The sequence below is a fragment of the Kordia antarctica genome, from assembly GCF_009901525.1.
In the GTDB taxonomy this organism is placed as follows: Bacteria; Bacteroidota; Bacteroidia; order Flavobacteriales; family Flavobacteriaceae; genus Kordia; species Kordia antarctica.
This window is the reverse complement of sequence record NZ_CP019288.1, coordinates 4,005,019-4,019,181: the sequence shown is the minus strand read 5'-3', so window position 1 is coordinate 4,019,181 and position 14,163 is coordinate 4,005,019. Positions and strand designations below refer to the sequence as shown.

13 protein-coding genes are annotated in these 14,163 nt (G+C 32.3%); 5 read left to right on the top strand and 8 right to left on the bottom strand.

Annotation, left to right across the window (positions count from 1 at the left end; genetic code table 11):
- Window position 1 precedes the first annotated feature (1 nt).
- The 4 genes from IMCC3317_RS16740 to IMCC3317_RS16725 form a co-directional block, all read right to left on the bottom strand.
- Complete coding sequence (locus IMCC3317_RS16740) at window positions 2–598, bottom strand: hypothetical protein (protein WP_160130633.1); 597 nt, start codon at window positions 596–598, stop codon at window positions 2–4.
- 34 nt (window positions 599–632) lie between these two features.
- Entirely contained in the window at window positions 633–1,418 is a 786-nt protein-coding gene (locus IMCC3317_RS16735) for a DNA adenine methylase (protein ID WP_160130632.1), read from the bottom strand.
- A 38-nt stretch (window positions 1,419–1,456) separates the two neighbouring features.
- The gene (locus IMCC3317_RS16730; RefSeq protein WP_160130631.1) at window positions 1,457–1,924 is read right to left on the bottom strand and encodes a JAB domain-containing protein; all 468 of its coding nucleotides are present in this window, start codon (window positions 1,922–1,924) and stop codon (window positions 1,457–1,459) included.
- A 65-nt stretch (window positions 1,925–1,989) separates the two neighbouring features.
- Window positions 1,990–3,180 (bottom strand): type IV secretory system conjugative DNA transfer family protein, encoded by a 1,191-nt coding sequence (locus tag IMCC3317_RS16725; RefSeq protein ID WP_160130630.1) that lies wholly within the window; start codon window positions 3,178–3,180, stop codon window positions 1,990–1,992.
- A gap of 315 nt (window positions 3,181–3,495) precedes the next feature.
- Between IMCC3317_RS16725 and IMCC3317_RS16720 the strand changes: the two genes are divergently transcribed.
- Complete coding sequence (locus IMCC3317_RS16720) at window positions 3,496–5,061, top strand: recombinase family protein (protein ID WP_160130629.1); 1,566 nt, start codon at window positions 3,496–3,498, stop codon at window positions 5,059–5,061.
- A gap of 53 nt (window positions 5,062–5,114) precedes the next feature.
- A complete protein-coding gene (locus tag IMCC3317_RS16715; RefSeq protein ID WP_160130628.1) occupies window positions 5,115–5,384 on the top strand; it encodes a hypothetical protein in 270 nt (89 codons plus the stop codon).
- A 68-nt stretch (window positions 5,385–5,452) separates the two neighbouring features.
- Here the strand turns inward: IMCC3317_RS16715 and IMCC3317_RS16710 are convergent, their stop codons facing one another.
- Window positions 5,453–5,764 carry a hypothetical protein gene (locus tag IMCC3317_RS16710; protein ID WP_160130627.1) on the bottom strand — a complete coding sequence of 104 codons (312 nt, stop codon included), beginning with the start codon at window positions 5,762–5,764 and terminating at the stop codon, window positions 5,453–5,455.
- Between the two features lie 422 nt (window positions 5,765–6,186).
- Here IMCC3317_RS16710 and IMCC3317_RS16705 point away from each other — a divergent pair, with 422 nt between their 5' ends.
- From IMCC3317_RS16705 to IMCC3317_RS16695, 3 genes are all read left to right on the top strand, one after another.
- On the top strand, window positions 6,187–6,693 hold the full coding sequence (locus IMCC3317_RS16705) for a replication protein (protein WP_160130626.1): 507 nt from the start codon (window positions 6,187–6,189) through the stop codon (window positions 6,691–6,693).
- A 444-nt stretch (window positions 6,694–7,137) separates the two neighbouring features.
- Entirely contained in the window at window positions 7,138–7,470 is a 333-nt protein-coding gene (locus IMCC3317_RS16700) for a helix-turn-helix domain-containing protein (RefSeq protein WP_160130625.1), read from the top strand.
- Complete coding sequence (locus IMCC3317_RS16695; RefSeq protein ID WP_160130624.1) at window positions 7,454–7,960, top strand: hypothetical protein; 507 nt, start codon at window positions 7,454–7,456, stop codon at window positions 7,958–7,960. The genes IMCC3317_RS16700 and IMCC3317_RS16695 overlap by 17 nt, the downstream gene beginning before the upstream one ends.
- A gap of 89 nt (window positions 7,961–8,049) precedes the next feature.
- Here IMCC3317_RS16695 and IMCC3317_RS16690 read toward each other — a convergent pair whose 3' ends face one another.
- The 3 genes from IMCC3317_RS16690 to IMCC3317_RS16680 are packed head-to-tail and all read right to left on the bottom strand — an operon-like array spanning window position 8,050 to window position 13,716.
- Window positions 8,050–8,463, bottom strand: a complete 414-nt coding sequence (locus IMCC3317_RS16690) for a hypothetical protein (protein WP_160130623.1) — start codon at window positions 8,461–8,463, stop codon at window positions 8,050–8,052.
- Window position 8,464: 1 nt separating this feature from the next.
- Window positions 8,465–9,181 (bottom strand): hypothetical protein, encoded by a 717-nt coding sequence (locus IMCC3317_RS16685; RefSeq protein WP_160130622.1) that lies wholly within the window; start codon window positions 9,179–9,181, stop codon window positions 8,465–8,467.
- Window positions 9,178–13,716 (bottom strand): caspase family protein, encoded by a 4,539-nt coding sequence (locus tag IMCC3317_RS16680; protein WP_160130621.1) that lies wholly within the window; start codon window positions 13,714–13,716, stop codon window positions 9,178–9,180. Before IMCC3317_RS16680 ends, IMCC3317_RS16685 begins: the two co-directional genes overlap by 4 nt.
- Window positions 13,717–14,163 lie beyond the last annotated feature (447 nt).

Sequence of the window (14,163 nt, the reverse complement as noted above, 5' to 3'; positions counted from 1 at the left end):
CTTAAATCCCTTTGTAGATAGACAAAACATGTAAGGCTCCTTGTACACAACTACCACCTGAAATCATGGCGTTCATCACTTCGGTAGCCTGTTGCTTTGTTTCATAGAAACGCTTGGGCGGCGTATCCACATAATCTGCTCGGTATTGAGTAATTTCAATATCGTAAATGCCATACACCTTACGTATCTTCCCCGCTTTTAATTGGAGTGCACGGAAATTGCTGACATCATATTTATCCCAATCCTCTGATAATTTATTTCGCAGATAATGAGTGTGATGCTGTAATTGGTCAAGAGTGTCGTCTACCTCCTTTTCTTTAGATGATTCATGAGATAATTCTTCTTGTTTCCACTGATACAGACAGCAACTCAAAATACTCATATCGTCATCAATGATGTCTAACAATTCTCGATGAGTGAGTATGGATAAATCAACTTCTTTTACTTCGTGTTCGCTGAATATCAGCGTTATCATCTCTATGAGTTCTTGCTTGGTGAAAAAGTTTTCAAAGAATGGATGTATTCCTTTTGGGGAATGCTCAGCTTTACTCAATCGCATGAGAAAATGCCTCACGACTGTTTGTGTGGTGATGTTCATAAGTATCAAATTTTAAAAGTTTGTGTTTGTTGTTTTATAGAGGATAGTTTGCCGTTAACACCTCTATCTTTCGCTTACGTTTGGTGAAATTCGCTCCGTTACTCGCTACCAATGGCTTGTCTACCGTCTTGGTATACCAATCATTCTTTGTTACGTATCTATCAAGAATATCTGATGGATATGAACTGAGAAGAAATTTGCCTTTTACCGTTGATAGCGTTTCTAATAATTTGATGTAATCTGCTTCGGTATATCCATCGTAGTGTCCCATATTGGCATTGAAATATGGCGGATCAACGTAGTGAAAAGCATCTTCGGTATCATAGGTTTCAATCACCTTACACGCATCGTTATTCTCAATTTGAGTATTCAACAATCGCTTGGGAATATTTCCATCAAATCGAATTTTCTTGTTCTGCATTGCCTTTAATCGCTTCCCATACTTATCAAATCCCCAACTTCCAATCTTGCAGGCAAATCCCATGTTCGTAGCAATGTAGAATGCCCACGCTTGTTGTAACTTACTAAACAAGTGTGGCATTCTGTACATCGTAAATGCTACCGTATACGTTGCTCGTGAAAACAGCGTTGCCTCAATCTTTGCTTTGAGATTCTCAAAATCAGTTTTACATACGTCATAGAAATTGATAACCATGTTATTGGTATCGTTGATGATTTCTGATTCAGAAGGAACTTTTGCAAAGAACACCGCACCACCACCAAAAAAACTTTCGGTATAGATTCGGTGTTGTGGAATGAGTGGAATTATTTTAGAGAGCAAAGTGGTTTTGCCTCCGTAGTAAGTTATGGGGGTTTTCATGTAAATTAAAAAGTGGAATGAGGATTGATAAAGATGTGCTACATTAAGTTTTCATCAGCCAAAGAGATATAGCTTTCAGAAGTGATGATAAGGTGGTCAAGAACTCTAACATCAATGAGGTCTCCTGCGTTGCATAGTTTCTTAGTAATTCCTTTATCTGCTCTTGAAATGCTCAGTTTTCCTGAAGGATGATTGTGAACTACGATGATAGCGCTTGCATTGGTTAAGAGTGCTAGTTGAAAGATGTGCTTGGTATGGATAATTACACTGGTACAACTTCCTGTACCAATTTCAGCAATACCAACAACACCATTAGCGTTATTCAAAAAAATTGTCCAAAAGTGTTCTTTTACATCAAGTTGTTTTGGGTTTGCGTACTGTCGTATCATCTCATTTACACTTTTTGAACTTCGTATGTACTGCATCTCTTCAAACAGTGGTCGTACATAATGAAGTTCAATTTCGTGGGTGTGATTGAGCCACGTACTTGGTAAAGTTGTTTTCATGTCGTATTGAATTTAAGGTTCGTTCTGATACGAGTATGAATGGAAGTCTTTCAGAAAAAAAGATGTTACGTTGGTAACGTCAAAATGTATGAGAATTCAACCGTTGTTGCTGAAAAAGGTCGGCTAGGTCGTCCACTTATCATAAGCTTGAGATAAATGTCATGGTTCTCTAAATTGCTTACATCTGAAGAAGTAAATACAGGATAAAACTCTTTTTCCATGTACTTGGCATCGGCTTGTCCCAAGCGAAAGCAGATAATGGTTCCCACATTCCCCAATACCGAATTCCTAATATCTCCATCAATTTGATACAAGTATTGATGCGCCATCGTTAAAGAAATATTCCATTTTCTAATTTCTGAAAGCATATTTACAATGGAAGGAGTCGTGTAGTTGTGAAACTCATCTAAAAAGACATGGAACATTCTGCGCTTGTCTTCTTGGGTATCAATTCTTGAAAAACCTGCACTCATAATGGCGTTTAACAGAAATGAACCGACAAGATTTGATACATCAACACCCAACTTCCCTTTGCTGATATCGACAATGACAATCTTCCCTTCATCCATGCACCGGCGCAGTGACAGTTCTTTCTTATTTTCAATCAAGAATCGACGAATAGCGGGATGAACAAGGAAGGCTCCAACCTTGTTGAGAATCGGAACTAAATCATTTTTGGTGTATTTTGGAAATTCATCAATCCAAAACGATGTAATGACCTTACTCGTGGTATTTCTTACACATGCTTGCTGATAGCGTTGGTCATGAATGAGTCGTGGAATATCCGCCAAATTTGCCCGTGGTTGCTCTAACAGCGTGAGAATGACATAGCGTAGGATATGCTCCAATTTCACGCCCCAAGCACCACGCCAAAGCTTCTGAAAGGTTTCTAACAAGGATGATGCAACCAAGGAACGTTTTTCTTCTGAAACACGTTTAAGCGGATTGTATCGGTATTCAAGATGTGGATTTGAAATATCAAGATGAATGAAATCACGGATTCTGTACTTGGGAATGTGACTGATAATGGTGTGTGAGAGGTCGCCATGTACATCAAAAACACATACACCTCTGTCGTGTTTAATATCTTGAAGAATGAGTGTCGTTAATAGATTGGTCTTCCCTGTTCCTGTCTTTCCTAGAATGTAAGTATGAAGGAGTCGATCTCTTTGTTTGATGCCAAAGAGTTTATGGTTGTTTCTAAAATTAGTAAATGCTAGATAGCTAACATCTCGATTGTACATTCGATGCTTCATGGCGACAGTATGTATCGCTATCACTTAATTATGAAGATGTGACGTTTGTTAGGTCTTTTTATTTTTAAAAGACTTTGTAGCATAGGTACTGTTATGACTACACAACAGACACCTATCCCATTTATTAGAACCTTATTAGCCAACAAATCAGAAGAACATATCAAAGAAGCTGAACAGCGATTCTTGGCACTGATTGACTTGGCAAAACGAGTTCATACACGCATTGAACATGAACAAAAAGAAAAGAACTTGACTACCCTACCCAAAAGCGACTAGCATGGAACTATTACCAACCCAACTACTTTCAGAAATTATATGAATAACGTTTATGGATACATTCGTGTATCGGACAAAAAACAAGAAAAAGGAGTTTCTTTTGCTGAACAAAGGAGAATCTTAGCAGAATATGCTAAAGCCAATAATTTAACAATTATTCACTTTTATAAAGAGACAAAGACTGCGGCGAAACGTGGTCGCCCATTCTTTAACGAAATGATGGAGAATCTTAAACTAGAAAAAGCAAGTGGTGTCATCATTCACAAGATTGATAGAAGTGCTCGTAATCTGCACGATTGGGCAGACATAGGAGATTTGATTGACAACAATATCCAAGTCTATTTTGCTCATGAAAACCTTAATCTTAACGAACGAGGTGGACGATTGTCTGCCGATATTCAAGCGGTGATGGCTTCGGATTATGTTCGGAATTTGAGACAAGAAATTGTTAAGGGAATGTACGGGCGACTCAAACAAGGCATGTATCCATGGGGTGCGCCCGTTGGATACATGAATAATGGAAAAGGAAAGATAAAAACAATTGACCCTATTAAAGCACCTCTTGTGAAAGAAGTTTTTAAACTTTATTTAAGTGAATCATACAATATTATTACGCTGGCAGAAGAAATGAAAAAAAGAGGTTTACGTAATACAGCAGGAAATTTTGTTGATAAAAATAGTATCATTACTATTTTAAAGAATCCTTTTTATATAGGAATTATGCAAGTGAAAGGACAAACTTTTACAGGAAAGCATGAGTCACTTATTAGTACGAAAAAATTTGAGCAAGCTCAACTAATATTAAAAGCGAGAGACCGAAAAGGAAAAGGCTTGAAACACTTTTATTTGTTCAGAAAATTACTCAAATGTAAAAATTGTAATGCAACTCTCTGCGGTGAACGCCAAAAAGGAAGAATATATTATCGTTGTCAACGCAGAGAATGTCCGAACAAAGGAATTCGTGAGGATACTGTTGAGTTTCAGGTGAAAAATAAATTAAAAGAAATCGCTCTTCATCAATCAGAAGTTGAAGACATCGGCAATATACTTGATATTGAAAGAAAGAATTTTAATACTATCAAACAATCAAAATTAAGCGGATATAAATTACAGTTACATCAATTACAGAATCAAGAGGAAAAACTACTTGATGCCTACTTGGATAATGTTATTGAAAAGAACGATTACCAGAAAAGGAAAAAGAAACTCCTTATCAAGTTACAAGGTATTGAAGAATGTATTTCCAACATAAATACTGAAACTGAGAAGACATTCAAAAGAATTGAAGAAGTTCTCGAACTTTGCTACGAGCCTTTAAAACTCTATAATTCTTCAATTATTGAAGAAAAACGGGAATATCTTAAAAACGTTATCTCGAACTTTGAGGTTACTGCAAAAAAGGTTTATTTCTCAATGTGTTCTCCGTATGATGACCTAGCCAAAAGACATTTTTTGGATTTGTGTGCACATAATCAGGACACCCAACGAACTTCGACGTTACAAATAGACCATACAAATAAAGCGCTTGATATACCTCGAAAAGCTATGAAGAAAAAGGAGGTGGAAGAATTTGTTCACACGCTCATGAGATTAGAAGGTATGTAAAAGTATATGATAAAGATACCTCAAGCATTATTATAATGAGGTATACAAAATATATGACTATTCAAAATTCAAGTAATACCAAACTCTGTACGGGATGTTTACCTAAAGCATTAGAAGAACATCATAATAAAAAATATGTACCCACTGAAAGAGAATTACTTTATTATAAAAATAGTGACAAAGAACCTATACCATTTGTTGAGAAACTCTTAAAAGACAAGTCGCGAGAAGAGCAGCTTATGGCTAGTGAAAGAATAATGGATTTGATTGACTTAGCAAAAAGAGTTGTTGAGAGGGGGGCTGGGGAAAGAGAAGTTGATTAAAAAGATTTGCTTGAGAATTATGGCAAACAAAAAACCTGATAATCAAAACCAGGTTCTCTATTTTGTTTTTAGAATAAATCCATCATCCCTTCGCGATGACTAAATTCATTAGATACATAAGTAAAAATTCTCTTGTTAGGAATTACTTCAGTTTCTATGAGCTCATCAGAAAACTCATCCTTGGAAACCTTTGCAACAACCACTTCGTCATCCCACTGAGGATCATCTTTTCGTTGGTCAGATTCAGTTCTAAAATTAAATCTCTGACCATTTATCCTATTAATCCAAAGGGTATCATCGGAGCGATTATCTATCCCCGCAGATGCGATTAACTTTTTTTCTGAAAAAATGAAGTAAATGTAAATAATATTATTTTTCATGATTCTATTTTTTAAAGTTTATACTGATATACATAATATCACAATTTGAGATAATGTCAATATATTACCTCAAGAATACATGCTCGGGAAAAGATATCAAAATACCCATTTTTATGCGATGGGAGTCACCCAGACTCGAACTTTATTACAAGCTTATACCATAAGGTATTAGTGAATATTAACCCTAAACTACCAAATTATGCCTAGCTACCAACATATTAGAAAAACCACTATAAAATATAGTGATTTTCATAAAACTAAGCCATATGGCTTACTGTGTGCACACGAACGGGACACCCACCGAACTTTGACGTTACAAACCGCCCATACAGATGAAGTGCTTGATATACCTCGAAAACCTATGAATAAGAAAGAAATTGAACAATTTGTTCAATATTTATTAGTGAATCTTCAAGACTAATATGCAATACCAACAAACCACCCAGACTCCCAATGAGTTATTCGATATCCATTTACCACAACTCACCTTTTCAGAATTAAAAATACTGCTGTACATCATCCGACAAACGTACGGATGGACATACAAGAATGGAAAACGAAAAAAGCGAGACCGAATCACGTACAAACAACTCCATCACAAAACAGGAGTATCTATCAGGTCAATTCCTTCAACGATTCAGTCACTTGTCACTAAGCATCATATTCAAATAACCAACTATCAAGGAGATTTACTTCATACCCCTGATACACGTAAGGGAAAGGTATGCATCTATTACGCACCTTGTTTTGAAAGCTATGCAAAAAATAACACTAAGGTCTGCAAAAAGGTACCTCAAGATGTGCAAAATAGTAGATATAACAAAACTAAAGAGACAAAACTAATAGGACAAAAGAACTTTCAGCACAATCCATCACGAATGTCAGATATTCAACGTCTGCAAGAGATTTTAGCGAATCGTAATGCGTAATATGAGTTGACCAATGGTGTATGCTTATCTCGTCTTTGCTAACAAAGACGAGCTGAACACTATCAGTATTGCTTAGAGTTGTTCCCTGTTGCTTATGTTAGTTAGTTAGTTAGTTACGTGTTATGATTCTTTTCTTTTCCCGTTATCGTTGTTTGTATCGATAATTATTAATTAGTTTAGATAGTGCCTGTTATCGCTTGTATTTCTTTATATAAGCTTTGTAATTCTATGTGTAAGTTCATTACTCTGAATTCCTTCATCTTAAACGTGGTCCTGTTCCCTGCTATCTCGTTTATTACTGAATATTGCGTGACCGCAAAAAAAATGAGCCGTATGGCTTAGTTTTCCTATCTTTTTCTAATATGGCAATGCTCTACAATACAAAACAGGCGGAGGACATCCGTAATGCCTCCGCCTGTTTTTAATATGATACCAATGCATAACTTGAAGTGGTATCGCAAGCGTGCAGATATATCGCAACAAGATGTTGCCACCTTGCTGAATATCATTCCACAAACCTTAACCCGTTATGAAAACGGGGCACGTGACCCAACCCCCGAAGTTATCATCACTTACCATATCCTCTTCGGCGTCACGCTCCACGAACTGTTTACACCTCTGTTCAAAAAGATAAAACCGAAATTAGTAGAACGAAGTAAGATTATGATTGATGATATCAATCATAATCCATCACCGAAGGGGAATCAAAGGATAACATACTTACAAAGTATTGTCAATCTAATAGGGGAAGAAAAAAGCCATGAGTCAGATAAGTAATTATACAACAGGACTTACCATAGCTATCTTCCCCAACGGCATTGGATTTGGATATGCGGTGATGAAAGATGCCCTGAGCGTTGAAATGGCAAATGTTGTGGCGATAAAGCCACGCCCAGTACTGAATGATAAGACACTAGAAAAAATTCGCGAGAAAATAGCCTATTATGAGCCGAGTACCATGGTCATTGAAGACCCTATCAAGGCAAGTAAATCAAAACGAGTGGCTAAGTTGTTGAAACAATTGACCGTATTAGCCAAGGAAAGAAATATAAAAGTGTATACCTACACACGTTCAGATATTCGCTTTGTATTTAGTAACTTCAAAGCACATACCAAGCATGAAATTGCACAAGTTATTACCAAACAAGTTCCTTATATGAAAAATCGAATGATGGAGAAACGACGCTGTTTTGAAGGAGAAGCGTTTATCACAGGAGCGTTTGATTCAATAGCGCTAGGAATTACACACTTTTATTTGATTGATTAAAAACACCTTCGGGTGTTTTTTTATGTCTATATAAATTTTTATTGTAAGTAAACTGCAAGATTAAAAAAACAAAGTATTATTTCAAAAATTTAAGAATTCTTAGCAAAAAAATATCCTATAACACCACCTACCAACCAAGAAAACATTGCTGCTATATCTGAAATCAGTTCTATTGTATGTTCGAAGTAACCCTTACCTAAGGCTAAACGAAATAAAAAAAGAGTAATAACGATATTCCAAATTACGGAACAAAAGAGACTAATATAGAAACTTGAAACATTGTATTGTGAGTCTTCTTTAATTTTTTTAGAGAAATGGAAGGCTATAATTATTCCTAAATAACCTCCATAAGTAGTACTGATAGTTTTTAGTCCAATCAATATATCTTTGTAGTATAACCAGTTATCAAGATAAAGGTATAATAATATAACTAAATTAATAGTAAAAAAAAACAGCCAGGTAATTGTAATAATATTTCTAGATTTATTTTGATTTAGTACCATATCATTTGCTTTCTATAATAGTTTTTAATTTCTGAATTTCTGAATGATAATTATCCTCGTTAGTTTCTTTAATATAAGTAGTTTTAATTATTTTCTTTTTTTCTATTAGAGCCTTAATAGTAAAGTTAATCTGGCCTTTAATCTCATTATCTAGTTCAAAAGAAATCAAATAACTAATCCTTCTTTTATTTATTCTATTGTCCTTATCTTCATCAGTTAAAAGGTAATCTCTATCTGCTAGGTTTGTTTTTACAACAATATTCTTGTTGCTTGTTGTATTACTGATAGAGATAGAGAAACGCATTTTGTTTTGTAAAATGTTCTCAAGCATTTCACTAAATTCTATTAAAGATCTTCCTTTTAATCGACCTCTTATGGGATGTGTGTATTCCGCATCATCTAAATATCTAGTTCCTCTGCTTTTTGTTTTTAACCAAATTGTCTTTTTTATTATTTTTTGTTCACTACTATCTTGAGCTATAACTATAAAAGTATAATTTGACTTGATTTTAATTTTTCTTTCTCCTATGCTGTCCGAAACAGCAAAAGGAAAAACGTAAACTTTATCTGCATTTTTTACATCCCATTTTATAATTACAGAATCTCCAATTGACACACTGTCTTTTTCAGAGAAAATATTTGCAGATATCTCTTGAGCAATGATACCATTGCAAAAAACAGAAAAAGATAGGAGCAGGATTAATTTAATTATTTTCATTCTTTTTTATTTTTAAAGATTACAAAACTCCCTCCACTATCTTTGGTTGTAGTCATATAAGGAACCTGTATACTGTTAGTTAATTGTTCTATTTTAATTTTTAGAAAAACTGAAAGTTCAAAGATGTCTACTTCATAATTTTCATCACCTACATTTAAAAGTTGGTCGGCCTGCCCTTCTAATCCTGAAATTATAGCCGCCGTGAATGCTCCGTTTCCCCCATCTCCGAAATCTTCATCTTCGAAAGACTGCACTCCAATACTAGATGCAAAAACAGTAACTTTTGCATTAGAATTTAGTTTTTGGTTATTAAAAACTTCATTTTTGATATTACCTGCATTACACATATCAAGCATTATGATTGTATTTGCATCATCAGACCTTCTTATAGCACCAATATCCAAGAACTCACTTATGTTATAGCGCCTTTTTTTATTTTTGAAGTCTGTACCCCATGGCATTAGACAAAGTTTTTCATTAATCAATTCTCCATGACCAGCATAATAAATAAGTAATACATCACTATCTTTAAGATAGTCTTGGATTTCATCTATTTTGCCTACAATATTATCTCTAGTAGCATTATTGTTAATTAATGTATCAACTTTTATTTCGCTAAAAAGAACATTTCGCTGTTTTAAGAAAATGTTTGTTATATCTTTAATATCTTTATGTGCATAATCTAAATTTCTCGAGGAATCTTTATATTTAGAAATTCCTATCCCTAATATCACTAACCTCGGTAATCTATCCTGTTTCTCTGCAACAACATTGGAATATAGCTTATGATATATACGCTGTAATGTTAAGTCATTGAATTTTTCCATTACTCGTATTGAGTTATTATTTTTTCTTAATTTCAATTTAGCTTTGTAGAATATAGTATCTCCTAAAATTTTCTTATCTATCAAATGATTTTTAACTAATTCGTCATTAAGAAACAATTCAATTTCTGGGTCTTTATTTCTAGAATTATTCTTTACAATTTTAAAATCAAAATCGTAATTATAATTTTCAAACAAATGAGATTCTTTTATTAAAGAATAAGAAGCGTTGGGAGGTATATTGTGTTTAGATATATATCTTACAGGTAAATCGAACTCTTTTCCTGAATATATTGATGATAGCTGATTTTTAATAAGGTTTTCATTATAATTTTCAGGCAAAGTTTCTAATTCAAGAAAACGATTATTAGATAACCAAATCACTTTATTTCCAAACTTATTTGAACTTAAATATTGACCATTTGGGGTATATGAAAAGTATTCATTATTTTTCTTAGGAATTATAGTTAACCTTTTTGCAAATTTATTTAAATCGAAAAACTCAATTTGATTTAAATTAGTAAGGCTAATAAAAAGGTTTTTTTCCTCAAAAACCTCTAAATCAATTAAGTTTGAGTATGGGTAGCGAATGAAATCCTTAGTACCATTTTTCCTTTCAATTGAAATAGCATTTGAGCTATATTTTAGGATGTCTCCATTTTTAAGATTTATAGATACTTCGTAAAGACTATTACTGTCATAAGATAGTGATTCAAACCTTTTTCTGTCAAATGTTTTATTTTGAGTTCCTTCAGATATTTTAATTACTGAATCATTTTTCCCAACATAACTAGCTTGTTTAATCTCTCGGTCAGTTTTTATTGTTTTAATGATTAAGTATAATTTTTGTGATAAATCAATCACTCTACATTTTTTTGAATAGCTAAGCTCATGCCCAGTACCATCTTGCCAGTAGGTGGCATAAATGAGTTCTTTTCCATTTTCTGTAATGTCTATTGTGTGGAATCCTGCGAAAGGAACTATTCCTCCTTGATATTTTAGAATATCTTCAATCAAACTAATATCTGGATACTTATTTATAAATTTAAAGTCTGATTTGTTTACAAGAGCAATTTCACCTTGCTTTACGTTATCATTTTTAGATACCTTGAAATAAGAACCTGCAAAAACATATTTATCTTTTGATTCTTTTATTTTATCCAATTTAAAATCAAGTTGTAAAACCAAAGATTTACTAATATTAGAAGAATTATATATGTAGACTTTTGTTTTTCGATTGTTATAATCGTGAAAGGCAGCTAGATATTTATCTCCTTCACCTGATTCAATTTTATAGAAATAATCTGGCTTTTTATTCCACGTATAAACTTTTCGTCCATTTAAAATATTCCATATTTTTACACCTTCAGCATCTACAGTTATATAATAGTCATTTTTCTTATCCGTGCTACCTAAATAAGCATAACTTGATTCACCAATGATAGAGTCATTAACTGTTAATGTTTCACTAGACAATATATCTATTTTTGAGTTTTCTATTTTAAATATTTTTTCACCATTACTTGAAAAATAAATTTTAGGAGCACTTATTACAGAGGTTGTTGAATTTAATTTCTTTTGTTTTTCTACATCAAATGTTATTAACGGGTAATTACCTTTTTTATTAAAAGCATTTACAGCTATTATTGGTTTATTAGGGTGAGCAGTTATTGTTTTTGCTGCTTGGTTTATATTAACTTTGTTGTAAAAAGACCATTCATTCTCAATATCCCAAGTAGTTAGATTACTATTATTATCTGAACAAACTAAATACTTACCATCATAGGTCTGTCCTAGAGCATGCGGCCAATCTACTTGATTTAATCTTTTGATGCTAGATAAATCTAGAGAATTATGTATGGTTAAATATTTAGATTGAGCTTGACCAGAAATAATCCACTTACCGCTTTTATGCCATAATAAACTTCCTCCAATTAATATATTTCCAGCACGACTAGAAACAATTCTTTTTTTTAGGGACAAATCATAAACATAGATTTCACCATTATTTGTAAGATATGTTATTTTTTTACTATCTGGACTCCAGTCAAAATCAGAAACTTCTCTTTCATGTGATGCAGGAATAATATGTTCAATGTCTCCATTTAATATATTATGAATAACAATCATAGAACTCGTCCACTCATCAGATAATTTATTATTAACTATTACTGCTAAATATTTATTATTAAGGGAAAATTTTGATGATATTCCTCCAATTCCTATGTCTCTTAATTTAATTTTTTTTTCTAAATCCCATAGTTGAGTTGGGCGAACTCCAAGTGCTATATATTTGTTATTAGGGGATATTGCCATTGAGTTATTAGTTTCTAATACTGTAGTAGGAACTATTAACACCTCATTTTCAACTTGTTTTTCTGTAATATCATTAACTAACTTTTTAAGTTCCTTATATCTTTCTTCATAATAACTACTCTTCAAAGTATTAAAACTATTAGCTTGATTTAGATGTATTAAAGCCTTTTCAAAATTTGTATTCAGAAATTCAACTGCGTGTAAGTTCAAAGCGATATTATAAAGTTCAGTATCATTAAGGTTTTTTTTAGATTCTTTAAAAGAATTTAAAATTTCTGACGCTTTGCTATAGTCGTTAGGTTCCAAAATGTAATATTGAAGCGCCAATTGAATAGTATTATTCAAAGAGTCTTTTAATGTTTTAGAGTATTGAATACTATTTAAATAATGTTGTTTTGATTTTTTCAAATTAAAATTATATTCAAGGCTTCTGAGAGCTAAAATATTTTCCAGAGCTTGATTATTATCAAACAAATTTATTGCTCTATTCAGTAGGTTTTCTAAGTCTTTAGTTTTGGATGGTATAGAAGATTTTATAGCTCCTTTCAAAGATTCTATTGTTGGATAAAAATAAAAAGAATAGTTAAAAATATTAAAGGCATCAGAATTAAATCTTAATAGTAACAACTTTTCAGCTACAATATGTAAGATTTCCGCAAGTTCTCTTTTTGTTAATTTTTTTTCTAAATCTTTGAATTTCCCTTCTCCAAGAATAAAATTTAAATAAGCTAATCTTTCTTCGCTCGGAGTGTTACTGTTTGTTAGTTTATTAATTCCCACATCAACATAATTTCTGATAACATACGTGTTATAAGGAGCTATTTTTAAAGCCTTTTCAAAACTATTATTTGCTAGTTCATAATTTTCTTTATTCATGTAATAAATACCTTGAAGATAAAGAGGTAGATAAGTATGGGAGAGTTGTTTTGTAAGGGTGTCTATGTAGTCTTCAACTATTTCTGCACTTTCGTTCTCATATAGGAGACTGAACTTTCTAATTAAGGCTATATAATTACTGAAAGAAGAATCTTTTTCTATAACCCTTTCTATCAACATTTTAGATTCAGGATAATTAACTTCAATAGCCAAGTTCAATAGAGAATAAAGATGATTGGGTTCTTTTTTTAAAGCCTGTCTGTAAAGAGAAATAGCTTCTTCTTTCCGATCATTTACACTTTCTAAATATGCTTTTGAAAATATTCCTTCAACACTTTCTGGATAAGTCGTTTTTAGATAATACCTAATATTTTTTCTCTCTTCAGCACTAAAACTATTCCAACTAATCTGTAATAAACTATCCTTTTTTATGGATTCATAATTATGTTGTTGTGAAGAAACTTTACAAATAAAAATAAAGTTTATAATTATTAGTATATAAAATCTAGTAGTGACCATTTTTAAATTTGTATAAAATATTTATTTAAAAGTATTGCTAACTAGCTCTTTCTTTGAACCCAATTTTTACCTGAGAAAAACGTGGATAAACAAAAAAAAGAGCATAACAACAAAAAGATTATTTTCTTAATTATTAAGAGTTTTAAACTATAGACAATTAAATTAATCAATGTTTTTTAAAAATTTTTACGGGAAACCTCATCTCATATAAATAAATATTTTTATGATCAATTACACGATTTTAAATTGCTTCATTTATTTCAGAATAAAAAGTTGTTATATGATTGATTTAGAAAATCTTCCAGAGCAAGAAACTTTACTTGATTAAATAATTGAAAATATTGAAAGTGCATTAGTTAGTTTCAAATCAATAAGCGAGAATATAGAATGATTGTCTATTAACTATGATAACATTTGGCATGTATCTCATAAACTATATATACTTTT

What these genes read in the sequence shown, in the direction of transcription:
- IMCC3317_RS16725 (WP_160130630.1), bottom strand. Translation starts at nt 3,180, where the DNA reads ATGAAGCATCGAATGTACAATCGAGATGTTAGCTATCTAGCATTTACT.
- IMCC3317_RS16740 (WP_160130633.1), bottom strand. Translation starts at nt 598, where the DNA reads ATGAACATCACCACACAAACAGTCGTGAGGCATTTTCTCATGCGATTG.
- IMCC3317_RS16720 (WP_160130629.1), top strand. Translation starts at nt 3,496, where the DNA reads ATGAATAACGTTTATGGATACATTCGTGTATCGGACAAAAAACAAGAA.
- IMCC3317_RS16735 (WP_160130632.1), bottom strand. Translation starts at nt 1,418, where the DNA reads ATGAAAACCCCCATAACTTACTACGGAGGCAAAACCACTTTGCTCTCT.
- IMCC3317_RS16685 (WP_160130622.1), bottom strand. Translation starts at nt 9,181, where the DNA reads ATGAAAATAATTAAATTAATCCTGCTCCTATCTTTTTCTGTTTTTTGC.
- IMCC3317_RS16710 (WP_160130627.1), bottom strand. Translation starts at nt 5,764, where the DNA reads ATGAAAAATAATATTATTTACATTTACTTCATTTTTTCAGAAAAAAAG.
- IMCC3317_RS16695 (WP_160130624.1), top strand. Translation starts at nt 7,454, where the DNA reads ATGAGTCAGATAAGTAATTATACAACAGGACTTACCATAGCTATCTTC.
- IMCC3317_RS16690 (WP_160130623.1), bottom strand. Translation starts at nt 8,463, where the DNA reads ATGGTACTAAATCAAAATAAATCTAGAAATATTATTACAATTACCTGG.
- IMCC3317_RS16680 (WP_160130621.1), bottom strand. Translation starts at nt 13,716, where the DNA reads ATGGTCACTACTAGATTTTATATACTAATAATTATAAACTTTATTTTT.
- IMCC3317_RS16705 (WP_160130626.1), top strand. Translation starts at nt 6,187, where the DNA reads ATGCAATACCAACAAACCACCCAGACTCCCAATGAGTTATTCGATATC.
- IMCC3317_RS16715 (WP_160130628.1), top strand. Translation starts at nt 5,115, where the DNA reads ATGACTATTCAAAATTCAAGTAATACCAAACTCTGTACGGGATGTTTA.
- IMCC3317_RS16730 (WP_160130631.1), bottom strand. Translation starts at nt 1,924, where the DNA reads ATGAAAACAACTTTACCAAGTACGTGGCTCAATCACACCCACGAAATT.